The 26,950-nt window shown below is 54.4% G+C and carries 20 protein-coding genes, 1 pseudogene and 1 other annotated feature; of the genes and pseudogenes, 6 read left to right on the forward strand and 15 right to left on the reverse strand.

Annotated elements, in window-relative coordinates; translation table 11 throughout:
• The first annotated feature begins 29 nt into the window (after window positions 1–29).
• The 3 genes from yabF (at window position 30) to folA (ending at window position 3,085) form a co-directional block, all read left to right on the forward strand.
• On the forward strand, window positions 30–560 hold the full coding sequence (gene yabF / locus SF0043) for a glutathione-regulated potassium-efflux system ancillary protein KefF (protein NP_706002.1): 531 nt from the start codon (window positions 30–32) through the stop codon (window positions 558–560).
• Window positions 553–2,415: a glutathione-regulated potassium-efflux system protein KefC gene (gene kefC / locus SF0044; RefSeq protein ID NP_706003.1), complete on the forward strand. Its 1,863-nt coding sequence runs from the start codon at window positions 553–555 to the stop codon at window positions 2,413–2,415. Before yabF ends, kefC begins: the two co-directional genes overlap by 8 nt.
• A gap of 190 nt (window positions 2,416–2,605) precedes the next feature.
• A complete protein-coding gene (folA, locus tag SF0045; RefSeq protein NP_706004.2) occupies window positions 2,606–3,085 on the forward strand; it encodes a dihydrofolate reductase in 480 nt (159 codons plus the stop codon).
• Window positions 3,086–3,162: 77 nt separating this feature from the next.
• Here the strand turns inward: folA and apaH are convergent, their stop codons facing one another.
• The 6 genes from apaH to imp are packed head-to-tail and all read right to left on the reverse strand — an operon-like array spanning window position 3,163 to window position 9,892.
• On the reverse strand, window positions 3,163–4,005 hold the full coding sequence (gene apaH / locus SF0046) for a diadenosine tetraphosphatase (RefSeq protein NP_706005.1): 843 nt from the start codon (window positions 4,003–4,005) through the stop codon (window positions 3,163–3,165).
• Between the two features lie 6 nt (window positions 4,006–4,011).
• The gene (gene apaG, locus SF0047; RefSeq protein NP_706006.1) at window positions 4,012–4,389 is read right to left on the reverse strand and encodes a CO2+/MG2+ efflux protein ApaG; all 378 of its coding nucleotides are present in this window, start codon (window positions 4,387–4,389) and stop codon (window positions 4,012–4,014) included.
• A 2-nt stretch (window positions 4,390–4,391) separates the two neighbouring features.
• A complete protein-coding gene (gene ksgA / locus SF0048; RefSeq protein ID NP_706007.1) occupies window positions 4,392–5,213 on the reverse strand; it encodes a 16S ribosomal RNA methyltransferase KsgA/Dim1 family protein in 822 nt (273 codons plus the stop codon).
• Window positions 5,210–6,199, reverse strand: coding sequence for a 4-hydroxythreonine-4-phosphate dehydrogenase (pdxA, locus tag SF0049; RefSeq protein NP_706008.1), 990 nt, complete (start codon window positions 6,197–6,199; stop codon window positions 5,210–5,212). The genes ksgA and pdxA overlap by 4 nt, the downstream gene beginning before the upstream one ends.
• Window positions 6,199–7,485, reverse strand: coding sequence for a peptidyl-prolyl cis-trans isomerase SurA (surA, locus tag SF0050; RefSeq protein NP_706009.1), 1,287 nt, complete (start codon window positions 7,483–7,485; stop codon window positions 6,199–6,201). The genes pdxA and surA overlap by 1 nt, the downstream gene beginning before the upstream one ends.
• Window positions 7,486–7,537: 52 nt before the next feature.
• Window positions 7,538–9,892, reverse strand: coding sequence for an LPS assembly outer membrane complex protein LptD (gene imp / locus SF0051; RefSeq protein ID NP_706010.1), 2,355 nt, complete (start codon window positions 9,890–9,892; stop codon window positions 7,538–7,540).
• A 254-nt stretch (window positions 9,893–10,146) separates the two neighbouring features.
• Here imp and djlA point away from each other — a divergent pair, with 254 nt between their 5' ends.
• Window positions 10,147–10,962, forward strand: coding sequence for a Dna-J like membrane chaperone protein (djlA, locus tag SF0052; RefSeq protein NP_706011.2), 816 nt, complete (start codon window positions 10,147–10,149; stop codon window positions 10,960–10,962).
• A gap of 147 nt (window positions 10,963–11,109) precedes the next feature.
• Here djlA and yabO read toward each other — a convergent pair whose 3' ends face one another.
• The 6 genes and pseudogenes from yabO to araB form a co-directional block, all read right to left on the reverse strand.
• Entirely contained in the window at window positions 11,110–11,796 is a 687-nt protein-coding gene (gene yabO, locus SF0053) for a hypothetical protein (RefSeq protein NP_706012.1), read from the reverse strand.
• Window positions 11,751–14,657: an ATP-dependent helicase HepA gene (gene hepA / locus SF0054; RefSeq protein NP_706013.1), complete on the reverse strand. Its 2,907-nt coding sequence runs from the start codon at window positions 14,655–14,657 to the stop codon at window positions 11,751–11,753. The genes yabO and hepA overlap by 46 nt, the downstream gene beginning before the upstream one ends.
• A gap of 164 nt (window positions 14,658–14,821) precedes the next feature.
• Entirely contained in the window at window positions 14,822–17,173 is a 2,352-nt protein-coding gene (polB, locus tag SF0055) for a DNA polymerase II (protein NP_706014.1), read from the reverse strand.
• A 74-nt stretch (window positions 17,174–17,247) separates the two neighbouring features.
• Window positions 17,248–17,943 carry an L-ribulose-5-phosphate 4-epimerase gene (araD, locus tag SF0056; RefSeq protein ID NP_706015.1) on the reverse strand — a complete coding sequence of 232 codons (696 nt, stop codon included), beginning with the start codon at window positions 17,941–17,943 and terminating at the stop codon, window positions 17,248–17,250.
• Between the two features lie 199 nt (window positions 17,944–18,142).
• Window positions 18,143–19,640, reverse strand: a sequence feature (Similar to Escherichia coli K12 L-arabinose isomerase gi: 1786248 (501 aa). BLAST with identity of 98% in 499 aa. This CDS contains an in-frame stop codon. The sequence has been checked and is believed to be correct.).
• Window positions 18,143–19,640, reverse strand: a pseudogene (araA, locus tag SF0057). It overlaps the preceding feature by 1,498 nt.
• 14 nt (window positions 19,641–19,654) lie before the next feature.
• On the reverse strand, window positions 19,655–21,355 hold the full coding sequence (gene araB, locus SF0058) for a ribulokinase (protein ID NP_706016.1): 1,701 nt from the start codon (window positions 21,353–21,355) through the stop codon (window positions 19,655–19,657).
• Between the two features lie 338 nt (window positions 21,356–21,693).
• Between araB and araC the strand changes: the two genes are divergently transcribed.
• Together araC and yabI are read left to right on the forward strand one after the other, a co-directional pair.
• Window positions 21,694–22,572, forward strand: coding sequence for a DNA-binding transcriptional regulator AraC (gene araC / locus SF0059; RefSeq protein NP_706017.2), 879 nt, complete (start codon window positions 21,694–21,696; stop codon window positions 22,570–22,572).
• 85 nt (window positions 22,573–22,657) lie between these two features.
• On the forward strand, window positions 22,658–23,422 hold the full coding sequence (gene yabI, locus SF0060; RefSeq protein ID NP_706018.1) for a hypothetical protein: 765 nt from the start codon (window positions 22,658–22,660) through the stop codon (window positions 23,420–23,422).
• Between the two features lie 113 nt (window positions 23,423–23,535).
• Here yabI and thiQ read toward each other — a convergent pair whose 3' ends face one another.
• From thiQ to tbpA, 3 genes are read right to left on the reverse strand one after another with little or no spacing between them, the layout of a single operon-like run.
• The gene (gene thiQ, locus SF0061) at window positions 23,536–24,234 is read right to left on the reverse strand and encodes a thiamine ABC transporter ATP-binding subunit (protein ID NP_706019.2); all 699 of its coding nucleotides are present in this window, start codon (window positions 24,232–24,234) and stop codon (window positions 23,536–23,538) included.
• Complete coding sequence (thiP, locus tag SF0062) at window positions 24,218–25,828, reverse strand: thiamine ABC transporter permease (RefSeq protein NP_706020.1); 1,611 nt, start codon at window positions 25,826–25,828, stop codon at window positions 24,218–24,220. The genes thiQ and thiP overlap by 17 nt, the downstream gene beginning before the upstream one ends.
• Complete coding sequence (gene tbpA, locus SF0063) at window positions 25,804–26,787, reverse strand: thiamine ABC transporter substrate-binding subunit (protein NP_706021.2); 984 nt, start codon at window positions 26,785–26,787, stop codon at window positions 25,804–25,806. The genes thiP and tbpA overlap by 25 nt, the downstream gene beginning before the upstream one ends.
• Window positions 26,788–26,950: the final 163 nt, after the last annotated feature.

Here is a 26,950-nt window from a genome sequence, read left to right on the forward strand (position 1 = left end):
CAAAGGCGTAAACACGCGGGCTAATAACTATGATCCTCATCATTTATGCGCATCCGTATCCGCATCATTCCCATGCGAATAAACGGATGCTTGAACAGGCAAGGACGCTGGAAGGCGTCGAAATTCGCTCTCTTTATCAACTCTATCCTGACTTCAATATCGATATTGCCGCCGAGCAGGAGGCGCTCTCTCGCGCCGATCTGATCGTCTGGCAGCACCCGATGCAGTGGTACAGCATTCCTCCGCTTCTTAAACTTTGGATCGATAAAGTTTTGTCGCACGGCTGGGCTTACGGTCACGGCGGCACGGCGCTGCATGGCAAACATTTGCTGTGGGCGGTGACGACCGGCGGCGGGGAAAGCCATTTTGAAATTGGTGCGCATCCGGGCTTTGATGTGCTGTCGCAGCCGCTACAGGCGACGGCAATCTACTGCGGGCTGAACTGGCTGCCACCGTTTGCCATGCACTGCACCTTTATTTGTGACGACGAAACCCTCGAAGGGCAGGCGCGCCACTATAAGCAACGTCTGCTGGAATGGCAGGAGGCCCATCATGGATAGTCATACGCTGGTTCAGGCGCTGATCTACCTCGGATCGGCGGCGCTGATTGTACCCATTGCGGTACGTCTTGGTCTGGGATCGGTACTTGGCTACCTGATCGCCGGCTGCATTATTGGCCCGTGGGGGCTGCGACTGGTGACCGATGCCGAATCTATTCTGCACTTTGCCGAGATTGGGGTGGTGCTGATGCTGTTTATTATCGGCCTCGAACTCGATCCACAAAGGCTGTGGAAGCTGCGTGCGGCAGTGTTCGGCGGTGGCGCATTGCAGATGGTGATTTGCGGTGGCCTGCTGGGGCTGTTCTGTATGTTACTTGGGCTGCGCTGGCAGGTCGCGGAATTGATCGGTATGACGCTGGCGCTCTCATCAACGGCGATTGCCATGCAGGCGATGAATGAACGCAATCTGATGGTGACGCAAATGGGCCGCAGTGCCTTTGCAGTGCTGCTGTTCCAGGATATCGCGGCAATCCCGCTGGTGGCGATGATCCCGCTACTGGCGGCGAGCAGTGCCTCGACGACGATGGGCGCATTTGCTCTCTCGGCGTTAAAAGTGGCGGGTGCGCTGGTACTGGTGGTATTGCTGGGGCGCTATGTTACGCGTCCGGCGCTGCGTTTTGTTGCCCGCTCTGGCTTGCGGGAAGTGTTTAGTGCCGTGGCGTTATTCCTTGTGTTTGGCTTTGGTTTGCTGCTGGAAGAGGTCGGCTTGTCGATGGCGATGGGCGCGTTTCTGGCGGGCGTACTGCTGGCAAGCTCGGAATACCGTCATGCGTTGGAAAGCGATATCGAACCGTTTAAAGGTTTGCTGTTGGGGCTGTTTTTCATCGGTGTTGGCATGTCGATAGACTTTGGCACGCTGATTGAAAACCCATTGCGCATTGTCATTTTGCTGCTCGGTTTCCTCATCATCAAAATCGCCATGCTGTGGCTGATTGCCCGACCGTTGCAGGTGCCAAATAAACAGCGTCGCTGGTTTGCGGTGTTGTTAGGGCAGGGCAGTGAGTTTGCCTTTGTGGTATTTGGTGCGGCGCAGATGGCGAATGTGCTGGAGCCGGAGTGGGCGAAATCGCTGACCCTGGCGGTGGCGCTGTCGATGGCAGCAACGCCGATTCTGCTGGTGATCCTCAATCGCCTTGAGCAATCTTCTACGGAGGAGGCGCGTGAAGCCGATGAGATCGATGAAGAACAGCCGCGCGTGATTATCGCCGGATTCGGTCGTTTTGGACAGATTACCGGACGTTTACTGCTCTCCAGCGGGGTGAAAATGGTGGTGCTCGATCACGATCCGGACCATATCGAAACGCTGCGTAAATTTGGTATGAAAGTGTTTTATGGCGATGCCACGCGGATGGATTTACTGGAATCTGCCGGAGCGGCGAAAGCGGAAGTGCTGATTAACGCTATTGACGATCCGCAAACCAACCTGCAACTGACGGAGATGGTGAAAGAACATTTCCCGCATTTGCAGATTATTGCCCGCGCCCGCGATGTCGATCACTACATTCGTTTGCGTCAGGCAGGCGTTGAAAAGCCGGAGCGTGAAACCTTTGAAGGTGCGCTGAAAACCGGGCGTCTGGCGCTGGAAAGTTTAGGTCTGGGGCCGTATGAAGCGCGAGAACGTGCCGATGTGTTCCGCCGCTTTAATATTCAGATGGTGGAAGAGATGGCAATGGTTGAGAATGACACCAAAGCCCGCGCGGCGGTCTATAAACGCACCAGCGCGATGTTAAGTGAGATCATCACCGAGGACCGCGAACATCTGTCATTAATTCAACGACATGGCTGGCAGGGAACAGAAGAAGGTAAACATACCGGCAACATGGCGGATGAACCGGAAACGAAACCCTCATCTTAATAAAGAGTGACGTAAATCACACTTTACAGCTAACTGTTTGTTTTTGTTTCATTGTAATGCGGCGAGTCCAGGGGGAGAGCGTGGACTCGCCAGCAGAATATAAAATTTTCCTCAACATCATCCTCGCACCAGTCGACGACGGTTTACGCTTTACGTATAGTGGCGACAATTTTTTTATCGGGAAATCTCAATGATCAGTCTGATTGCGGCGTTAGCGGTAGATCGCGTTATCGGCATGGAAAACGCCATGCCGTGGAACCTGCCTGCCGATCTCGCCTGGTTTAAACGCAACACCTTAAATAAACCCGTGATTATGGGCCGCCATACTTGGGAATCAATCGGTCGTCCGTTGCCAGGACGCAAAAATATTATCCTCAGCAGTCAACCGGGTACGGACGATCGCGTAACGTGGGTGAAATCGGTGGATGAAGCCATTGCGGCGTGTGGTGACGTACCAGAAATCATGGTGATTGGCGGCGGTCGCGTTTATGAGCAGTTCCTGCCAAAAGCGCAAAAACTGTATCTGACGCATATCGACGCAGAAGTGGAAGGCGACACCCATTTCCCGGATTACGAGCCGGATGACTGGGAATCGGTATTCAGCGAATTCCACGACGCCGATGCGCAGAACTCTCACAGCTATTGCTTTGAGATTCTGGAGCGGCGGTAAGTTTGTATAGAATTTACGGCTAGTGCCGGATGCGACGCCGGTCGCGTCTTATCCGGCCTTCCTGTATCAGGCTGTGTTTAAGACGCCGCCGCTTCGCCCAAATCCTTATGCCGGTTCGACGGCTGGACAAAATACTGTTTATCTTCCCAGCGCAGGCAGGTTAATGACCCACCCCAGCAGCAGCCGGTATCCAGCGCGTAAATACCTTCCGGCGTACCTTTGCCTTCCAGCGATGCCCAGTGACCAAAGGCGATGCTGTATTCTTCAGCGACAGGGCCAGGAATCGCAAACCACGGTTTCAGTGGGGCAGGGGCTTCTTCCGGCGATTCTTTGCTGTACATATCCAGTTGACCGTTCGGGAAGCAAAAACGCATACGGGTAAAGGCGTTGGTGATAAAACGCAGTCTTCCCAGCCCCCGCAATTCCGGTGACCAGTTATTTGGCATATCGCCGTACATAGCGTCAAGAAAGAAGGGATAGGAGTCACTCGACAGCACCGCTTCTACATCGCGCGCGCACTCTTTGGCGGTCTGCAGATCCCACTGCGGCGTGATCCCTGCGTGGGCCATCACCAGCTTTTTCTCTTCGTCGATTTGCAGCAGAGGCTGGCGACGCAGCCAGTTAAGCAGCTCGTCGGCATCCGGCGCTTCCAGCAGCGGTGTCAGGCGATCTTTCGGTTTATTGCGGCTGATCCCGGCAAATACCGCCAGCAGATGCAGATCGTGATTGCCCAGCACCAGACGTACGCTGTCGCCTAAGGATTTCACATAGCGCAGAACATCCAGCGAACCCGGGCCGCGCGCGACCAGATCGCCCGTCAGCCAGAGGGTATCTTTCCCGGGGGTAAATTCTACTTTATGCAGCAATGCGATCAGTTCATCGTAACAACCATGAACGTCGCCAATAAGGTATGTCGCCATATTCTTTTAATGAATGAGTGTGGGAACGGCGAGTCGGAATACGGGAATGTCGATGCTGAAAGGGACGCCATTTTCATCGATCATTTCGTAGTGACCCTGCATGGTGCCCAGCGGGGTTTCAATGATTGCACCGCTGGTGTACTGGTACTCTTCGCCAGGCGCGATAAGTGGCTGGACGCCAACCACTCCTTCGCCCTGGACTTCGGTTTCACGGCCATTGCCATTGGTGATCAGCCAGTAACGCCCCAACAACTGCACTGGCGCTCGCCCCAGATTGCGTATGGTTACGGTATAAGCAAAAACGTAACGTTCATTATCAGGTGAAGATTGTGCCTCAATGTAGACGCTTTGAACCTGAATACACACTCGGGGCGAATTGATCATCGTTAACTCTCCTGCAAAGGCGCGTTCTCCGCCAGATAGTTCGCCATCTGGCAATATTGCGCGACAGAGATATTTTCCGCTCGCATCGCCGGGTCGATCCCCATTCCGGTTAACACCTCGACGCTAAACAGGTTGCCGAGGCTGTTACGAATGGTTTTACGACGCTGGTTAAAGGCTTCGGTGGTGATGCGGCTCAACACGCGAATATCTTTAACCGGGTGAGGCATCGTTGCATGAGGGACCAGGCGCACGACGGCGGAATCCACTTTGGGTGGTGGTGTAAAGGCTGACGGCGGAACTTCCAGTACCGGGATCACGTTGCAATAGTATTGCGCCATGACGCTTAATCGACCATACGCTTTGCTGTTCGGTCCTGCAACCAGACGATTCACCACCTCTTTTTGCAACATAAAGTGCATGTCGGCAATGGCATCAGTATAGCTAAACAGATGGAACATCAACGGCGTGGAGATGTTATAAGGCAGGTTGCCGAAAACACGCAGCGGCTGACCCATTTTCTCGGCCAGTTCGCCAAAGTTAAAGGTCATCGCATCCTGCTGATAAATCGTCAGTTTCGGGCCTAAGAATGGATGCGTTTGCAGACGTGCCGCCAGATCGCGGTCAAGTTCGATGACCGTCAGCTGGTCCAGACGTTCGCCGACCGGCTCGGTCAATGCCGCCAGACCGGGGCCGATTTCGACCATTGCCTGGCCCTTTTGCGGGTTAATGGCAGAAACAATGCTGTCGATCACGAACTGATCGTTGAGAAAGTTTTGCCCGAAGCGTTTACGGGCTAAGTGGCCCTGGTGGACTCGATTATTCATTGGGTGTTAACAATCATTTTGATGGCGAGATTAAGCGCCGTAATAAAACTGCCGACATCGGCTTCGCCACGTCCCGCCAGTTCAAGCGCGGTGCCGTGGTCCACTGATGTGCGAATAAAGGGCAGGCCCAGCGTAATGTTCACACCGCGCCCGAAGCCCTGGTATTTTAGCACGGGAAGACCCTGATCGTGGTACATCGCCAGCACGGCGTCGGCGTTATCGAGATATTTCGGCTGAAACAGGGTATCGGCAGGCAGCGGCCCGTTGAGTTTCATCCCCTGCGCCCGCAGCTCGTCGAGCACCGGAATAATGGTGTCTATCTCTTCCGTACCCATATGACCGCCTTCGCCCGCGTGCGGATTCAGCCCGCAGACCAGAATGCGCGGTTCGGCAATACCAAATTTTGTACGCAAATCGTGATGCAAAATAGCAATCACTTCGTGCAAAAGTGCAGGGGTGATAGCATCTGCGATATCGCGCAGCGGTAAATGCGTCGTTGCCAGCGCCACGCGAAGTTCTTCGGTCGCCAGCATCATCACCACTTTTTTCGCCTGCGAACGCTCTTCGAAAAACTCGGTATGACCGGTAAACGGAATGCTTGCGTCGTTAATGACGCCTTTATGCACGGGGCCTGTGATCAGCGCAGCAAATTCACCGTTCAGACAGCCATCACACGCTCGCGCCAGCGTCTCCACCACGTAATGCCCATTTTCAATCGCTAACTGCCCCGCAGTGACAGATTCACGTAGCGCGACAGGAAGTAGCGTTAATGTGCCCGTAGTTTGCGGTTGTGCAGGGGAGTTGGGGGAATAAGGGCGGAGGGTGAGCGGCAAACCGAGCATCGCTGCCCGGTCGGTAAGGAGAGTGGCATCGGCACAAACAACCAGTTCGACCGGCCACTCACGCTGTGCAAGCTGGACAACTAAGTCCGGGCCAATCCCGGCGGGCTCGCCGGGAGTGATCACAACACGTTGGGTTTTAACCATTAGTTGCTCAGGATTTTAACGTAGGCGCTGGCACGTTGTTCCTGCATCCAGCTTGCTGCTTCTTCCGAGAACTTACGGTTCATCAGCATGCGGTATGCACGATCTTTCTGCGCAGCGTCGGTTTTATCGACATTACGGGTATCCAGCAGTTCGATTAAATGCCAGCCGAATGAAGAGTGAACCGGTGCACTCATTTGACCTTTGTTCAGGCGGGTCAGGGCGTCACGGAAGGCTGGATCGAAAATATCTGGTGTAGCCCAGCCGAGATCACCGCCCTGGTTAGCAGAACCTGGATCCTGCGAGAACTCTTTCGCTGCGGCAGCAAAAGTCGTTTTACCACTCTTGATATCAGCAGCAATTTGCTCCAGTTTCACGCGGGCCTGTTCGTCAGTCATGATCGGCGACGGTTTCAGCAGAATATGGCGAGCATGAACTTCGGTCACCGAGATATTTTTGCTTTCGCCGCGCAGGTCGTTAACTTTCAGAATATGGAAGCCAACGCCGGAACGAATCGGGCCAACAATGTCGCCTTTCTTCGCGGTGCTTAATGCCTGGGCGAAGATCCCCGGCAACTCCTGAATACGGCCCCACCCCATCTGGCCGCCGTTCAGCGCCTGCTGGTCGGCAGAATGAGCAATCGCCAGCTTACCGAAATCAGCGCCGTTACGCGCCTGATCGACAATGGCGCGCGCCTGGCTTTCCGCTTCGTTCACCTGATCAGAGGTCGGGTTTTCCGGCAGCGGGATCAGGATGTGGCTCAGGTTCAGCTCAGTGCTGGCGTCGTTTTGGTTACCCACCTGCTGCGCCAGGGATTCGACTTCCTGTGGCAGGATGGTGATGCGACGACGCACCTCGTTGTTACGCACTTCAGAGATAATCATCTCTTTGCGGATCTGGTTACGATAAGTGTTGTAGTTCAGACCATCGTAAGCCAGACGGCTGCGCATCTGATCCAGCGTCATGTTGTTCTGTTTCGCGATGTTAGCAATCGCCTGATCCAGCTGCTCATCGGAGATTTTCACTCCCATTTTCTGCCCCATCTGCAGGATGATTTGATCCATGATCAAACGTTCCATGATTTGGTGGCGCAGCGTCGCGTCATCAGGAAGCTGCTGCCTTGCCTGCGCAGCGTTCAGTTTTACCGACTGCATTAATCCATCAACGTCGCTTTCCAGCACGACGCCGTTATTGACGACGGCTGCGACTTTATCGACTACCTGGGGGGCAGCGAAACTGGTATTCGCGATCATGGCGATACCGAGAAGCAGCGTTTTCCAGTTCTTCATACTTTTTCCATTTCAATTAACCGCACTGCGGATTACGTGGTAAATCAACAAATCACAAAGTGTTTTGATACGGCAGAATGTTCGAACGCAGCATCTCTTGCGTACCCAGACCGTAGTTGGAGCTCAGGCCGCGAAGTTCGATGTTAAAGCCGATTGCGTTGTCATATACCGCATGTTGTTTATCGTTATCCCAACCGTTCAGCTTCCGCTCGTAACCGACGCGAATTGCATAGCAGCAGGAGCTGTATTGCACACCTAACATAGAGTCGGCTTGCTTGTTCGCATTGGTGTCGTAGTAGTAGGCCCCAACAATGGACCAACGATCGGCAATTGGCCTGCTGGCGACAGCACCTACCTGCGAAATACCATTCTTATATTGCTCAGCAGTGGAATAGTACTTAGGCAGCGTAGCCTGAATATATTCCGGGCTGGCGTAATGGTAATTCAGCTGTACCAGACGGTCTTCATCCCGACGGTATTCAATGCTGGAGTTACTGGTCGCTACGTTATCCAGACGTGTATCGTACTGAATCCCGCCACGCAATCCCCAACGCTCGGAGATACGCCAGTAGGTGTCGCCTGCCCACACCAGTGAGCCCGTTTTGTCGTCATTCTCCCATGTTATGTTGTCATCGCCAGTGCGAGACTCCGTGAAATAGTAGATTTGACCAACGGAAATATTAAAACGTTCAACGGCAGCATCATCATATATGCGAGATGTGACACCGGTCGTCACTTGGTTAGCGGAGGCAATACGGTCAAGACCGCCGTAAGTCCGGTCCCGGAACAGGCCAGAGTAGTCAGATTGCAGCAGAGACGAGTCGTAGTTATAGATGTCGCTCTGATCGCGATACGGCACGTACAAATACTGCGCGCGCGGTTCCAGCGTTTGGGTATAACCCGGAGCCAGCATTTCCATATCGCGTTCAAAGACCATTTTGCCGTCAACTTTGAATTGCGGCATTACGCGGTTAACGGATTCGTCCAGCTTGGTCGTGTTTCTGGAGTTATACCAGTCAAGATTGGTTTGCTGATAATGGGTTGCCAGAAACTTCGCTTCGGTATTGATGCTGCCCCAGTTATTAGAGAGCGGCAAATTGATGGTCGGTTCCAGGTGAACACGGGTTGCTTCAGGCATGTCGTCTCTGGTGTTAACAAAGTGCACTGCCTGGCCGTAAATACGCGTATCAAACGGACCAACATCATTCTGGTAGTAATTAACGTCTAACTGCGGCTCTGCCGAGTAGCTACTGGTGTTCTGTTCGCTGAAAACCTGGAACTGCTTGGTTGAAACGGTGGCATTGAAGTTTTGCACCGCATAGCCAACGCTGAATTTTTGCGTTGCGTAGCCGTCAGTACTGGAACCGTACTTGTTATCGAAATCATTGAAGTAGCTAGGATCGCTGACCTTGGTGTAGTCGACGTTGAAACGCCACACCTGATCCATGACCCCGGAGTGGTTCCAGTAGAATAACCAACGACGTGAACTGTCATCGTTCGGGTGTTCATCTTCATAGACTTTATCTGAAGGCAGATAGTCCAGTTCCATCAAGCCAGCGCCCGCCTGGGAGAGGTAGCGGAATTCGTTCTCCCACATGATGTTGCCACGACGATGCATATAATGCGGCGTGATGGTGGCATCCATATTTGGCGCGATGTTCCAGTAATATGGCAGGTAGAACTCAAAGTAGTTGGTGGTGGTGTACTTGGCGTTCGGGATCAAGAAACCAGAGCGACGTTTGTCACCCACCGGCAACTGCAAATAGGGGCTATAAAAGATCGGTACCGGACCCACCTTAAAGCGGGCGTTCCAGATCTCAGCAACTTGTTCTTCGCGGTCATGAATAATTTCGCTACCTACCACGCTCCAGGTGTCAGAACCCGGCAGACAGGAGGTAAAGCTACCGTTATCCAGAATGGTATAGCGGTTTTCGCCACGTTGTTTCATCAGGTCCGCTTTACCGCGACCCTGGCGACCCACCATCTGGTAATCACCTTCCCAGACGTTGGTATCTTTGGTGTTCAGATTCGCCCAGCCTTTCGGCCCTTTGAGGATCACCTGGTTATCGTCGTAATGGACATTACCGAGCGCATCAACGGTACGTACCGGCTCCGGTTGTCCTGGTGCCTCTTTTTGATGGAGCTGCACTTCGTCGGCCTGCAGACGGCTGTTACCCTGCATGATATCCACGCTGCCAGTAAACACGGCGTCATCCGGGTAGTCCCCTTTCGCGTGGTCAGCATTGATAGTCACGGGTAAGTCATTGGTATCGCCCTGTACCAGAGGACGGTCATAGCTTGGCACGCCCAACATGCACTGTGAGGCGAGGTCGGCTGCCAGTCCCTGTTGACTATAAAGGGCGGTGGCAATCATGGTGGCCAGGAGAGTGGGGATACGTTTTTTCATACGTTGATTTTATTGTTCCATCATCGGTAACGTTGCGCGTGACAAACGGTCAGAGACTAACGTACTCGTCATCTCTACGCTAGTGTTAATCCTGTCCGAATAGCGTCAGTGGTGTTAGGCACGGCATTGAATGACAGGTATGATAATGCAAATTATAGGCGATGTCCCACAATTGACCGCAGCCGGAAAACGGTAAAAGCACCTTTATATTGTGGGAGATAGCCCTGATATCCGTGTGTCGATTTGGGGAATATATGCAGTATTGGGGAAAAATCATTGGCGTGGCCGTGGCCTTACTGATGGGCGGCGGCTTTTGGGGCGTAGTGTTAGGCCTGTTAATTGGCCATATGTTTGATAAAGCCCGTAGCCGTAAAATGGCGTGGTTCGCCAACCAGCGTGAGCGTCAGGCGCTGTTTTTTGCCACCACTTTTGAAGTGATGGGGCATTTAACCAAATCCAAAGGTCGCGTCACGGAGGCTGATATTCATATCGCCAGCCAGTTGATGGACCGAATGAACCTTCATGGCGCTTCCCGTACTGCGGCGCAAAACGCGTTCCGGGTGGGAAAATCAGATAATTACCCGCTGCGCGAAAAGATGCGCCAGTTTCGCAGTGTCTGCTTTGGTCGTTTTGACTTAATTCGTATGTTTCTGGAGATCCAGATTCAGGCGGCGTTTGCTGATGGTTCACTGCACCCGAATGAACGGGCGGTGCTGTATGTCATTGCTGAAGAATTAGGGATCTCCCGCGCCCAGTTTGACCAGTTTTTGCGCATGATGCAGGGCGGTGCACAGTTTGGCGGCGGTTATCAGCAGCAATCTGGCGGTGGTAACTGGCAGCAAGCGCAGCGTGGCCCGACGCTGGAAGATGCCTGTAATGTGCTGGGCGTGAAGCCGACGGATGATGCGACCACCATCAAACGTGCCTACCGTAAGCTGATGAGTGAACACCATCCCGATAAGCTGGTGGCGAAAGGTTTGCCGCCTGAGATGATGGAGATGGCGAAGCAGAAAGCGCAGGAAATTCAGCAGGCATATGAGCTGATAAAGCAGCAGAAAGGGTTTAAATAAGTTTTAAACTGTAGGCCTGATAAGACGCGGCCCGCGTCGCATCAGGCAATCGGCGCACAATTGCCGGATGCGGCGTGAACGCCTTATCCGCCTACCGAACTGCGCCAGCGTGACGATTAAAAATCCGCTGGCGCTTTAAACGTCATACTATTGCCATACGCCGGATGGGTAATCGTCAACATCTCTGCATGTAGCAACAAACGCGGTGCCATCGGCTCTCGCTTCTGGTGATGCATAAAAACGATCGCCGAGAATCGGATGCCCCAGCGCCAGCATATGCACACGCAATTGATGCGAACGCCCGGTAATCGGTTTTAACACCACTCTTGCCGTGTTATCCGCCGCATACTCCACCACTTCATATTCCGTCTGCGCAGGTTTACCCGTTTCGTAACAGACTTTCTGTTTCGGGCGGTTTGGCCAGTCGCAAATCAGCGGCAGATCCACCAGACCTTCTGCGGGGGATGGATGCCCCCAGACGCGGGCCACATACTGCTTTTTCGGCTCGCGCTCGCGGAACTGGCGTTTTAACTCCCGCTCCGCGGCTTTGGTCAGCGCCACTACAATCACGCCGCTGGTAGCCATATCCAGACGATGCACCGATTCTGCCTGCGGATAATCACGCTGAATGCGCGTCATCACGCTGTCTTTGTGCTCTTCCAGACGACCCGGCACTGACAACAAACCGCTCGGCTTGTTGACCACCATAATATGGTCATCCTGATACAGGATAACCAACCAGGGTTCCTGCGGTGGATTGTAGTTTTCCATCCCCATTTTCGGCTCCGTTACTGATGCGTTACAACGATCAAACGCAGGGCATCCAGACGCCAACCTGCCTGATCCAGGCTTTCCATTACCTGCTGACGGTTGCTCTCAATGGCGGTCAGTTCGTCGTCACGAATGTTCGGGTTCACTGCACGCAGAGCTTCCAGACGAGACAGCTCGGCAGACAGTTTTTCGTCGGCTTCGTTACGCGCTGCATCAATCAATGCACGGGCAGATTTCTCGATCTGCGCTTCACCCAGTTGAAGGATAGCGTGAACATCCTGCTGCACGGCGTTAACCAGTTTGCTGCCGGTGTGACGGTTAACCGCGTTAAGCTGGCGGTTAAAGGTTTCAAACTCTACCTGCGCCGCCAGGTTGTTGCCGTTTTTATCCAGCAGCATACGTACCGGCGTCGGTGGCAGGAAGCGGTTGAGCTGCAACTGCTTCGGAGCCTGGGCTTCAACCACATAAATCAGTTCCACCAACAGCGTACCTACCGGCAACGCTTTGTTTTTTAACAGTGAAATCGTGCTGCTACCGGTATCGCCAGAAAGGATCAGATCCAGACCGTTGCGGATCAGCGGATGCTCCCAGGTAATAAACTGTGCATCTTCACGCGCCAGCGCCACTTCACGATCAAAGGTGATGGTGATGCCATCTTCCGACAGGCCAGGGAAGTCCGGCACCAGCATATGATCGGACGGCGTCAGCACGATCATGTTGTCGCCGCGATCGTCCTGATTGATACCGATAATATCGAACAGGTTCATGGCGAAGGCGATCAGGTTGGTATCGTCATCCTGCTCTTCAATGCTTTCTGCCAGTGCCTGGGCTTTTTCGCCACCGTTGGAGTGGATTTCCAGCAGGCGGTCACGACCCTGTTCCAGCTGTGCTTTCAGCGCTTCATGTTGCTCGCGGCAGCTTTTGATCAGATCGTCAAAGCCTTCGGTTTGATCCGGTGAAGCCAGATAGTTAATCAGATCGTTGTATACGCTATCGTAAATAGTGCGTCCGGTCGGGCAGGTGTGCTCAAATGCATCCAGACCTTCGTGATACCAGCGCACCAGCACCGACTGAGCGGTTTTCTCCAGATAAGGCACATGGATCTGAATATCGTGCGCCTGGCCGATACGATCCAGACGACCAATACGCTGCTCCAGTAGATCCGGGTTGAATGGCAGGTCAAACATCACCATGTGACTGGCGAACTGAAAGTTACGTCCTTCAGAACCGATTTCTGAGCACAGCAGTACCTGTGCGCCGGTGTCTTCTTCGGCAAACCAGGCGGCAGCGCGGTCACGTTCGATAATCGACATACCTTCGTGGAACACCGCAGCGCGAATACCTTCACGTTCGCGCAGTACCTGCTCCAGTTGCAGCGCAGTGGCAGCTTTGGCGCAGATCACCAGCACTTTCTGAGAGCGATGGCTGGTCAGGTAGCCCATCAGCCACTCAACGCGCGGATCGAAGTTCCACCAGGTGGCGTTATCACCTTCAAATTCCTGATAAATACGCTCCGGGTAGAGCATATCGCGAGCACGATCTTCCGCACTTTTACGTGCGCCCATAATGCCGGAGACTTTAATAGCCGTCTGATACTGCGTCGGTAGCGGCAGCTTAATGGTGTGCAGCTCGCGTTTCGGGAATCCTTTCACACCGTTACGCGTGTTACGGAACAGCACGCGGCTGGTGCCGTGGCGATCCATCAGCATCGAAACCAGCTCCTGACGGGCGCTCTGGGCATCTTCGCTGTCGCTGTTTGCTGCCTGCAACAGCGGCTCGATATCCTGCTCGCCGATCATCTCGCCGAGCATGTTCAGTTCGTCATTGCTCAGTTTGTTACCTGCCAGCAGCATGGCAACGGCGTCCGCAACCGGACGATAATTTTTCTGCTCTTCAACGAACTGCGCAAAATCGTGGAAACGGTTCGGGTCCAGCAGACGCAGACGGGCGAAGTGGCTTTCCATCCCCAGCTGTTCCGGGGTCGCGGTCAGCAGCAGAACGCCCGGCACGTGCTCTGCCAGTTGTTCAATGGCCTGATATTCACGGCTTGGCGCATCTTCGCTCCACACCAGGTGATGCGCTTCATCGACCACCAGCAGGTCCCATTCGGCTTCACAGAGATGTTCCAAGCGCTGTTTGCTACGACGGGCAAAATCCAGCGAGCAAATCACCAGCTGTTCGGTGTCAAACGGGTTGTAAGCATCGTGCTGAGCTTCGGCATAACGCTCATCATCAAACAGAGCAAAGCGCAGGTTGAAACGGCGCAGCATTTCTACCAGCCACTGATGCTGTAAGGTTTCCGGGACGATAATCAGCACACGTTCAGCAGCGCCAGAGAGCAGTTGCTGATGCAGGATCATCCCGGCTTCAATGGTTTTCCCTAAACCCACTTCGTCAGCCAGCAGGACGCGCGGCGCGTGGCGGCGACCAACATCATGAGCGATGTTGAGCTGATGCGGGATCAGGCTGGTACGCTGACCGCGCAGGCCGCTGTACGGCATACGGAACTGTTCGCTGGAATACTTACGCGCGCGATAACGCAGCGCAAAGCGGTCCATACGGTCAATCTGCCCGGCAAACAGACGGTCCTGCGGTTTGCTGAACACCAGTTTGCTATCAAGGAAAACTTCACGCAGGGCTACGCCGGACTCTTCAGTATCCAGGCGAGTACCGATATAGGTCAGCAAGCCATTTTCTTCTTTTACTTCTTCGACTTGCATCTGCCAGCCGTCATGGCTGGTAATGGTATCACCAGGGTTGAACATCACGCGGGTCACGGGGGAATCACTGCGTGCGTACAGACGGTTTTCACCAGTAGATGGGAAAAGTAAAGTGACAGTTCGCGCATCCACCGCGACAACGGTTCCAAGTCCCAATTCGCTTTCTGTATCGCTGATCCAGCGTTGACCAAGTGTAAAAGGCATATGTGTTCGGCTCTATATCTTTAATTGCAGGCAATAACCACCCGCTACCGTGCTTATGAGGTAGTGGTGTTATTCAGGTCCAGGAATGGAAAGGGCGCTATGGTACTGGATGGCAAAGCATTCGTCACGCATCAAAATGGTATCTGGCGAACTCTTTTTTTTGCTCAAAATAGCCCAAGTTGCCCGGTCATAAGTGTAGCAAAATTATCCTCAATAAAAGGGAGTATTCCCTCCGCCACGGGTTGTAGCTGGCGGGTCAGATAGTGTTCGTAATCCAGTGGTGAACGTTGGTAGTCCAGCGGCTCCGGGCCGTTGGTGGTCCATACGTACTTAATGGTGCCGCGATTCTGATATTGCAAGGGGCGACCGCGCTTTTGATTTTCTTCATCGGCAAGGCGAGCGGCGCGTACATGAGGCGGAACATTACGCTGATATTCGCTCAGCGGACGGCGAAGGCGTTTACGGTAAACCAGCCGCGCATCCAGTTCACCCGCCATCAGTTTGTCGATGGTTTGGCGGACGTACTCCTGATATGGCTCGTTGCGGAAGATACGCAGGTACAGCTCCTGCTGAAACTGCTGGGCCAGCGGCGTCCAGTCGGTGCGCACGGTTTCCAGCCCTTTAAACACCATCCGCTGCTTGTCGCCCTCCTGAATCAGCCCGGCGTAGCGCTTTTTACTGCCGGTATCAGCTCCGCGAATGGTTGGCATAAGAAAACGGCAGAAATGAGTTTCATACTCCAGTTCTAATGCGCTGGTCAGCCGTTGTTTTTGCAGCGTTTCCGCCCACCAGGCGTTAACGTGCTGCACCAGTGCACGACCGATTTTCGCCGCCTCTTCTTCCGAATGTGCACCTTTTAGCCAGACAAAAGTCGAGTCGGTATCTCCGTAGATAATGTCGTAGCCCTGCGCTTCAATCAATGCTTTGGTCTGCCGCATGATCTGATGACCACGCATGGTGATCGACGATGCCAGGCGCGGATCGAAGAAGCGGCAGGCGGTGGTGCCGAGCACGCCATAAAAGGCATTCATAATGATCTTCAGCGCCTGCGAAAGCGGCTTATTACCCTGACGTTTGGCTTTATCGCGCCCGTGCCAGATGTTAGTCACAATCTCCGGCAGGCAATGTTTCTCCCGTGAGAACCAGGCATCGAGAAAACCTTCGGTACTGTGCTCTGGATCAGGTTGCGCCATGCCTTCAACCAGCCCGACGGGATCAATCAGAAAGGTGCGGATGATCGACGGGTACAGGCTTTTATAGTCCAGCACCAGCACTGAATCATAAAGCCCTGGCCGTGAATCCATCACGTAGCCGCCAGGGCTGGCGTGCGGCGGCACTTCGCCGAGATTAGGCGCGACATAACCAGCGCGATGCATTCGCGGAAAATAGAGATGACCAAACGCTGCCACCGAACCGCCGTGCCGATCCACCGGCAGGCCGTTCACCGTTGCTCGTTCGAGTAAAAATGGCATGATTTCAGTTTTGTGGAAGATCTGCGTCACCAGCTCGCAATCTTTCAGGTTATAAGTTGCCAGCGCAGGTTTATCTTCGGCGAAACGGCGGTCAATTTCGTCCATTCGATCCCACGGGTTATCGATAGATTTTCCTTCGCCTAATAGCTCCTGAGCGACAGTTTCCAGCGAGAATGAAGAGAAATTCCAGAACGCGGATTTCAGCGCCTCGATACCGTCGATAATTAGCCGACCTTTAGCCTGGGCAAAAAAGACGCCGTTTTTAAAGCCGTGCTCGCGCCACTCCAGCTCGCTATTATCGCGCCCAAGACGCAGCGGAAGACGGTAACGCTCGGCATGTTTTTGCAGCATTCGCAGATCGAACTGCACCACGTTCCAGCCGATGATCACATCGGGATCGTGGTTTGCAAACCAGGCGTTGAGTTTTTCCAGCAGCAGCGGGCGGCTGGCGACGTATTCCAGTTCGAAATCAAGCGAGGAGGCGTCGCCATTCTCCGGCCCCAGCATATAAACGATGCGCTGCCCGCAGCCTTCCAGGCCGATGCAGTACAGCTCACCGTGGCGGGTGGTTTCAATATCTATAGAAACCCACTTGAGCGGCGGACGATAGTCGGGATGCGGTTTCAGACGGGCATTAACGATAGTGCCATTGTGCATATCACCCTCGACCCACACCGGTGAGGTGATAAACCGCTCCATCAGATAGCGTTCTGGCGGGCGCACATCGGCCTCGTAGACGGTAACGCCACCTTCACGCAGACGCTTTTCGTAATTCATCAATTGGCGATGGGCGCGACAGTAAAGGCCATACACCGGCTGGCGGTGAAAATCCTTTAACGCCAGCGGTGTCAGACGAAAGCCTTGTTCACCCTGCAAAATATGCTGAGCGCGGGGAACCTGATCGGCGTGAATAAACGCCACGGACTCTTGCGGTGCAAGCGTAACCTGCAACGGCCCGTTGTCCGTCGCCAGCCAGAAGGAGACTTCTGTCCCTTGCGGGGTGTCCCGCCAGTGTCGGGTTAAGATAAAACCTGCCTGCGCCACGCTGAAAATCCATCAAAAAACCAGGCTTGAGTATAGCCTGGTTTCGTTTGATTGGCTGTGGTTTTATACAGTCATTACTGCCCGTAATATGCCTTCGCGCCATGCTTACGCAGATAGTGTTTATCCAGCAGCGTTTGCTGCATATCCGGTAACTGCGGCGCTAACTGACGGCAGAATATCCCCATATAAGCGACCTCTTCCAGCACGATGGCGTTATGCACCGCATCTTCGGCATTTTTGCCCCATGCAAACGGGCCGTGGGAATGGACCAGAACGCCGGGCATTTGCGCTGCATCGATACCCTGTTTTTCAAAGGTTTCTACGATGACGTTACCGGTTTCCCACTCATATTCGCCGTTGATTTCTGCGTCGGTCATTTTGCGGGTGCAGGGAATGGTGCCGTAGAAATAGTCGGCGTGGGTGGTGCCGGTTGCTGGAATCGACTGACCCGCCTGCGCCCAGATGGTGGCGTGGCGCGAGTGCGTATGCACAATGCCGCCAATGGAGGGGAATGCCTGATAGAGCAGCCGGTGAGTTGGCGTGTCGGAGGAGGGCTTTTTCGTACCTTCAACCACTTCACCGGTTTCGATGCTAACCACGACCATATCGTCAGCGGTCATGACGCTGTAATCGACGCCGGAAGGTTTGATCACAAAGACGCCGCGCTCGCGATCAACGGCGCTGACGTTGCCCCATGTGAGCGTGACCAGGTTGTGTTTTGGCAGCGCCAGGTTGGCTTCTAATACCTGGCGTTTGAGATCTTTTAACATGTTGACTCCTTCGTGCCGGATGCGCTTCGCTTATCCGGTCTACAAAATCGCAGCGCGTAGGCCTGATAAGACGCGCCAGCGTCGCATCAGGCGTTGAATGCCGGATGCGCTTTGCTTATCCGGCCTACAAAATCGCAGCGTGTAGGCCAGATAAGACGCGTCAGCGTCGCATCAGGCGTTACATACCTGATGTGGCTACTTAGCGACGAAATCCGTAATACACTTCGTTCCAGCGCAGTGCGTCTTTAAACGCTGGCAGGCGGGTGTCGTTATCAATCACCGTGATTTCAATGTCGTGCATCTCGGCGAACTGGCGCATATCGTTGAGGTTCAGCGCATGGCTGAAGACGGTATGGTGCGCGCCACCAGCGAGGATCCACGCTTCGGAAGCAGTTGGCAGATCCGGTTGCGCTTTCCACAGTGCATTCGCCACCGGCAGTTTCGGCAGGGAGTGCGGTGTTTTCACCGTGTCGATACAGTTAACCAGCAGACGGTAACGATCGCCGAGATCAATCAGGCTGGCGACAATCGCTGGACCGGTTTGGGTATTGAAGATCAGTCGGGCAGGATCGTCCTTACCACCAATACCGAGATGCTGAACGTCGAGGATCGGTTTCTCTTCTACGGCAATCGACGGGCAGACTTCCAGCATATGGGAGCCGAGCACCAGGTCATTACCTTTCTCGAAGTGATAGGTGTAGTCCTCCATAAAGGAGGTGCCGCCCTGCAGACCGGTTGACATCACCTTCATGATGCGAAGCAGGGCGGCGGTTTTCCAGTCGCCTTCGCCCGCAAAGCCGTAACCCTGCTGCATCAGACGCTGTACGGGCAGACCTGGAAGCTGTTTCAGACCGTGCAAATCTTCAAAGGTGGTGGTGAACGCGTGGAAGCCACCTTGTTCCAGGAAACGCTTCATCCCCAGCTCAATACGCGCCGCTTCCAGCACGTTCTGTCGTTTTTCGCCGTGGATTTGTGTGGCAGGCGTCATGGTGTAGCAGCTTTCGTACTCATCGACCAGCGCGTTAACATCGCCGTCGCGATGGAGTTCACCACCTGCACCAGATAGCCAACCGCCCAGGTATTGACGGAGAAACCGAACTTGATCTGTGCGGCAACTTTATCGCCATCGGTGACCGCCACTTCACGCATGTTATCGCCAAATCGGCAGACTTTCAGATGACGGGTATCCTGTTTAGAGACCGCCTGACGCATCCAGGAGCCGATACGCTCATGGGCTTGTTTATCCTGCCAGTGACCGGTAACGACGGCATGTTGCTGACGCATACGCGCGCCAATGAAGCCGAACTCGCGACCGCCATGTGCAGTCTGGTTCAGGTTCATAAAGTCCATATCGATACTGTCCCACGGCAGCGCCGCGTTGAACTGGGTGTGGAATTGCAGCAACGGTTTGTTGAGCATGGTCAGGCCGTTGATCCACATTTTGGCCGGGGAGAAGGTGTGCAGCCACACCACCAGACCAGCGCAACGATCGTCGTAATTCGCGTCGCGGCAAATAGCGGTGATTTCATCCGGCGTGGTGCCCAGCGGTTTCAACACCAGTTTGTAGGGCAGTTTCGCTTCCGTATTCAGCGCATTAACAACGTGCTCGGCATGTTGGGTGACCTGACGCAGGGTTTCCGGGCCATACAGATGCTGGCTGCCAATGACAAACCACACTTCATAATTATCAAAAATCGCCATTATCGTGTCCTTATAGAGTCGCAACGGCCTGGGCAGCCTGTGCCGGGGCGGAAGTTGGAAGATAGTGTTGTTCGGCGCTCATCGCCCATTGCTGATAGCGGCGATAAAGCTGTTCAAAGCGTTGTGCCTGTTCGCTGCGCGGTTGCAGGGTTTTCTCTACCGCACTGGCCATTTTTTGCTGGGCTGATGGGATGTCTGCGTGCACTTTCGCGGCGACGGCAGCAAAAATCGCCGCACCGAGCGCACAGCACTGGTCAGAGGCAACAATTTGCAGCGGGCGATTCAGCACGTCGCAGCAGGCCTGCATAATGACCTGGTTTTTCCGCGCGATGCCGCCCAGCGCCATCACGTTATTGACGGCGATCCCCTGATCGGTAAAGCACTCCATGATTGCGCGTGCGCCAAAGGCGGTGGCAGCAATCAAACCGCCGAACAGCAGCGGAGTGTCGGTAGCGAGGTTAAGATCGGTAATCACCCCTTTCAGGCGTTGGTTAGCGTTTGGCGTGCGACGACCGTTAAACCAGTCGAGCACCACCGGCAGGTGATCCAGAGACGGATTTTTGGCCCATGCTTCGGTCAGCGCCGGAAGCAGTTGTTTCTGGCTGGCGTTGATTTGCGCTTTCAGTTCCGGATGCTGGGCGGCAAGCTGTTCCAGCGGCCAGCCGAGTACGCGACCAAACCAGGCGTAGATATCACCAAACGCCGATTGGCCTGCTTCCAGACCGATAAATCCAGGCACCACGCTGCCATCAACCTGACCGCAAATACCTTTAACTGCCCGCTCGCCAACGCTCTGTTTGTCGGCAATCAGAATGTCGCAGGTGGAAGTACCGATAACTTTTACCAGTGCGTTAGGCTGTGCGCCTGCGCCAACTGCGCCCATATGGCAGTCAAACGCGCCGCCGGAAATCACCACGCTTTCAGGCAGGCCGAGACGCTGCGCCCATTCCGGGCATAAGGTGCCCACCGGAATATCGGCAGTCCAGGTGTCAGTGAACAGCGGGGAAGGCAAATGGCGATTGAGGATCGGGTCCAGCTCATCAAAGAAACTGGCTGGCGGCAAGCCGCCCCAGCTTTCGTGCCACAGAGATTTATGCCCGGCGCTGCAACGTCCGCGACGAATATCCTGCGGGCGGGTGGTACCGGAAAGCAGAGCTGGCACCCAGTCGCACAGCTCAATCCACGATGCGGCAGATTGCGCCACGGCGCTGTCCTGGCGAGTCACATGCAGGATTTTTGCCCAGAACCATTCGCTGGAATAAATACCGCCAATATAGCGGGAGTAGTCAACGTTGCCCGGCGCGTGGCACAAACGGGTAATCTCTTCCGCTTCTTCAACCGCAGTGTGGTCTTTCCACAATACGAACATCGCGTTCGGGTTTTCGGCAAACTCCGGGCGCAGCGCCAGCACGTTACCGTCGGCATCAATCGGTGCGGGCGTCGAGCCGGTACTGTCAACGCCAATCCCGACCACAGCTGCGCGCTGTTCGACGCTAAGCTCTGCAAGCACGGTTTTCAGTGCCGCTTCCATTGACTCAATGTAGTCACGCGGATGATGACGGAACTGGTTATTCGGGGCATCACAAAATTGCCCTTTTTGCCAACGGGGATACCACTCTACGCTGGTGGCGATCTCTTCACCGCTGGCGCAGTCCACCGCCAAAGCTCGCACAGAATCACTGCCAAAATCGAGGCCAATTGCAATCGCCATCGTTTCACTCCATCCAAAAAAACGGGTATGGAGAAACAGTAGAGAGTTGCGATAAAAAGCGTCAGGTAGGATCCGCTAATCTTATGGATAAAAATGCTATGGCATAGCAAAGTGTGACGCCGTGCAAATAATCAATGTGGACTTTTCTGCCGTGATTATAGACACTTTTGTTACGCGTTTTTGTCATGGCTTTGGTCCTGCTTTGTTACAGAATGCTTTTAATAAGCGGGGTTACCGGTTGGGTTAGCGAGAAGAGCCAGTAAAAGACGCAGTGACGGCAATGTCTGATGCAATATGGACAATTGGTTTCTTCTCTGAATGGCGGGAGTATGAAAAGTATGGCTGAAGCGCAAAATGATCCCCTGCTGCCGGGATACTCGTTTAATGCCCATCTGGTGGCGGGTTTAACGCCGATTGAGGCCAACGGTTATCTCGATTTTTTTATCGACCGACCGCTGGGAATGAAAGGTTATATTCTCAATCTCACCATTCGCGGTCAGGGGGTGGTGAAAAATCAGGGACGAGAATTTGTCTGCCGACCGGGTGATATTTTGCTGTTCCCGCCAGGAGAGATTCATCACTACGGTTGTCATCCGGAGGCTCGCGAATGGTATCACCAGTGGGTTTACTTTCGTCCGCGCGCCTACTGGCATGAATGGCTTAACTGGCCGTCAATATTTGCCAATACGGGTTTCTTTCGCCCGGATGAAGCGCACCAGCCGTATTTCAGCGACCTGTTTGGGCAAATCATTAACGCCGGGCAAGGGGAAGGGCGCTATTCGGAGCTGCTGGCGATGAATCTGCTTGAGCAATTGTTACTGCGGCGCATGGAAGCGATTAACGAGTCGCTCCATCCACCGATGGATAATCGTGTACGCGAGGCTTGTCAGTACATCAGCGATCACCTGGCAGACAGCAATTTTGATATCGCCAGCGTCGCACAGCATGTTTGCTTGTCGCCGTCGCGTCTGTCACATCTTTTCCGCCAGCAGTTAGGGATTAGCGTCTTAAGCTGGCGCGAGGACCAACGTATCAGCCAGGCGAAGCTGCTTTTGAGCACCACCCGGATGCCTATCGCCACCGTCGGTCGCAATGTTGGTTTTGACGATCAACTCTATTTCTCGCGGGTATTTAAAAAATGCACCGGGGCCAGCCCGAGCGAGTTCCGTGCCGGTTGTGAAGAAAAAGTGAATGATGTAGCCGTCAAGTTGTCATAATTGGTAACGAATCAGACAATTGACGGCTTGACGGAGTAGCATAGGGTTTGCAGAATCCCTGCTTCGTCCATTTGACAGGCACATTATGCAAGCATTGCTGGAACACTTTATTACCCAATCTACCGTGTATTCATTGATGGCGGTGGTGTTGGTGGCCTTTCTGGAGTCGCTGGCGCTGGTCGGTTTGATTCTACCCGGTACGGTGCTGATGGCGGGGCTGGGAGCGCTGATTGGCAGCGGCGAGTTAAGTTTCTGGCACGCTTGGCTGGCAGGGATTGTCGGTTGTCTGCTGGGCGACTGGATCTCCTTCTGGCTGGGCTGGCGTTTTAAAAAGCCGTTGCATCGCTGGTCATTTCTGAAGAAAAACAAAGCATTACTCGATAAAACTGAACATGCGTTGCATCAACACAGCATGTTCACCATTCTGGTCGGTCGCTTTGTTGGCCCGACGCGTCCGCTGGTGCCAATGGTGGCGGGAATGCTGGATCTGCCGGTGGCAAAATTCATTACGCCGAATATTATCGGCTGCCTGCTGTGGCCACCGTTTTACTTCCTGCCTGGGATTCTGGCGGGCGCGGCGATCGATATTCCAGCCGGAATGCAGAGCGGCGAGTTTAAATGGTTGCTGCTGGCGACGGCGGTATTTTTGTGGGTTGGTGGCTGGCTGTGCTGGCGGTTATGGCGCAGCGGTAAAGCAACCGATCGTTTAAGTCATTATTTGTCGCGCGGCCGTTTGTTGTGGCTGACGCCGTTGATTTCTGCCATCGGCGTGGTGGCGCTGGTGGTGTTAATTCGCCACCCGTTGATGCCGGTGTATATCGATATTTTGCGTAAAGTGGTTGGGGTTTAGGGGATTGTCTTGTGCGGGTTGTCTTATGCGACCCTGACCGCGTCTTATCAGGCCTACAAAACGCACTGGCCGTACGTCGGATCAAGTGTCCACGCCGGATCTGACAGTGCATACTAACCCTGAATCCCCCATATTGCCGAAGCACTCCCCTTACCGCTCAACACTTCTTCAGTCTTACCCTGCCAGGCGATGCGCCCGTCGGCGACCACCACCGAGCGTGTGGCGATCCGCGCCGCATCTTCCACACTGTGCGACACCATCAATAGCGTCATTTTTTGCTGCTGGCAGCTCGTGCTCACCAGCGTCAGCATCTCCTGACGTAACGCCGGATCGAGCGCAGAGAACGGTTCATCGAGCAATAAAATCGGCTGTTCGCGCACCAGACAACGCGCTAACGCCACGCGCTGTCGCTGACCGCCGGAAAGCTCGCCCGGTAACCGCGCCATTAAATTATCAATCCCCATCTGACGGGCAATCGCGTGCATTTTCTCCTGCTGTGCCGCGTTCAGTTTCAACCCCGGATTTAGCCCCAGCCCGATGTTCTGCGCGACCGTCAGATGGCTGAACAGGTTGTTCTCCTGAAACAGCATCGACACCGGACGGCGTGACGGCGGCGTCGTGGTGTGATCAACACCATCGATAGTCAGCGAACCGCTGGCTGGCGTCAGAAAACCGGCAATCAAATTCAGCAGGGTACTTTTACCCGCGCCGCTTGGCCCGAGGATTGCCACCTGCTCGCCGCGTTCTACCGTTAAGCTAAAACGCATCGGCAAATGGTGATAAAGCCAGGTGATATCAGTCAGTTTTAACATTTCGCCCCGGTAGTTTTTCAATCACGGTAAACAGCAGAAAACAGAGTAGTAGCAGAATTAACGCGGTGACCGCGCCGTCCTGGCTGCGATAGGAGCCAATTTGCTGGTAGAGATAAAACGGCAGGGTACGGAAATCATCGTTACCGAACAACGCCACTACGCCAAAATCACCAATCGACAGCACGCAGGCAAAAGCCAGCGCCTGCGCCAGTGGACGTTTCAGGGCGCGCAGCTCGACCACTTTTAAGCGCGACCAGCCTTCAATGCCCAGCGACTGACACAACATACTGTAGCGGGCGGTGATATCGCGCATCGGGTTTTCCAGTACTTTCAGCGCATAAGGGATCGCCATTAACGCATTGGTGAAAATCACAATGCCGTCAGCAGATTGTGGCAGGCCGATAGTGTTGTTGAGCAGTAAAAAGAAGCCGGTAGCCAGCACAATCCCCGGCATGGCGAGGATCAACATGCCGCTCATCTCCAGCGCCTGACCCGCCAGCATTTTCTGCCGCGCCCGCAGTTCGCGACTGCTCCATAGCAGCATCATGGTCAGCACTACGCACAATACACCTGCCGCCAGCGCAATACGCAACGAGGTCCACAGCGCCTGCCACAGCACCGGTTGTGCCAGCACTTCCGGCAACTGGCGATTTACCCCATCGACGATCACCGCCAGCAACGGTGGCAGCAACAGCAGCAGCGCCAGCACTATTAACACCGTGTCGCAAATGCGGCTATGCAGACGATCGTCCGGATCGCGCCAGCCTTGCAGCAGCGTGGTGCCGGGCGCAATGGCCTTACTTAGTCGCTGACTCAACAGCACCAGCCCAAGGCAACACACCATCTGGAGCAGCGCCAGCATCGCCGCGCGGGCAGGATCGTAGTCGTAACTCAGCGCCTGATAAATAGCCAGCTCGATAGTGGTTGCCTGCGGACCGCCGCCCAGCGATAGCACGGTGGCGAAGCTGGCGAAACAGAGCATAAAGATAAGCGCGGCAACCGGCGGGATTTGTCGCCGTAGCCACGGCCATTCGACGAAGCGGAAAAAATGCCAGCCGCGCATCCCAAGCTGGGCGGCAAGCTGACGTTGTTCGCCGGGAATGTTTTCCAGTGCCTGGAGTAATAAGCGGCTCGCCATCGGCAGATTAAAAAATACGTGCGCCAGCAAAATGCCTTGCAGGCCGTAGGGCGAAAAGGTCCACTCCAGACCGAGCGATTGGCAGAGCGATGCCAGCCAGCCCTGACGACCATAGACGCTAAGAATGCCGAAAACAGCAACTAGCACCGGGAGGATCAAGGTCATTGCGCACAGACGCAACAGCGCCAGCCGACCCGGAAAGCGCCTGCGATAGAGGGCGCGGGCGAGGAATATCGCGGGTACGACAGAGAGTAGCGCCGAGAGAAACGCCTGCCAGAAGGAGAAGCGCACCACATGCCACAGGTAGCTGTCCTGCCAGACTGCCACCCAGTTACCCTGCGGCGCGTTCCACCACAGGGCGAGAAACGCCGCGAGCGCAACCGCTACCACCAGCGTGGCGGCGCTTACACCTGGAATTAACCAGCCGGGAATTAACGGCTGACGGCGCGTTGCCATTCGCTAATCCATGCCTGACGTTGTGCCGCCACTTCAGCTGGTGTGAACTCCAGCGTGGTGGCCGGTTTGGTCAATTGTTCAAACCCGGCAGGCAGCGTGACATTTGCCACCGGATACATCCAGTTACCGGTTGGGATCGCATTCTGAAAAGCCGGAGAAACCATAAACTGGAGGAATTTTTGCGCCAGCTCCGGCTGCTTGCTGGCAGCGGTGCGGGCGGCGACTTCCACCTGCAGATAGTGACCTTCGCTAAAGTTCGCGGCGGCGTAGTTATCTTTTTTCTCTTCGAGAATGTGATAAGCCGGAGAGGTGGTGTAACTCAGTACCAGATCGCTTTCACCTTTTAAAAACAGGCCGTAGGCTTCGCTCCAGCCTTTGGTGACCGTGACGGTTTTCTTCGCCAGTTTTTGCCAGGCTTGTGGGGCGTCATCGCCATAGACTTTTTGCATCCACAACAGCAGACCCAGCCCCGGCGTGCTGGTACGCGGATCCTGATAAATCACCCGCCAGTTCTGATCGCTCTCAACCAATTCTTTCAGGCTTTGCGGCGGGTTTTTCAGTTTGTTCTTGTCATAGACGAAGGCGAAATAGCCGTAATCAAACGGGACGAAAGTGTCATTATTCCAGCCGCCGGGAACGTTAACGGCATCCGCTGCCACACCGCTTTTGGCAAATAGTCCGGTTTTACTGGCGGCGTCTAACAGATTGTTATCCAGCCCCAGCACCACATCGGCTTTACTATTTTTGCCTTCCATCCGTAGACGGTTGAGAAGCGAAACGCCATCTTCCAGCGCCACCAGTTTCAGTTCGCAGTTACAGTTGGCTTCAAAAGCTTTTTTGATCTTTGGACCAGGCCCCCAGTCGGCGGCGAAGGAATCGTAGGTATAAACAGTCAGAACGGGTTTAGCGAAAACGGGCGCTGTGCACAGCAACAGCAGGGGAAGACATTTTTTTAACACTTTGCACCTCAAAAAAGAGTGGCAAAGGACTTGAGAAGGAGCCTCAAATCCCTTCGCCGGCGTTATCCGGATCAGGTTCGACGGGTATTTTCTCAGCGCACGCGTTTGCGTGGCACCCCGTTGAGAACGGCGTTAGTGTAGTGATTTTGTTATCTACCAGCAA

Source organism: Shigella flexneri 2a str. 301, assembly GCF_000006925.2.
Lineage (GTDB): Bacteria > Pseudomonadota > Gammaproteobacteria > Enterobacterales > Enterobacteriaceae > ECMA0423.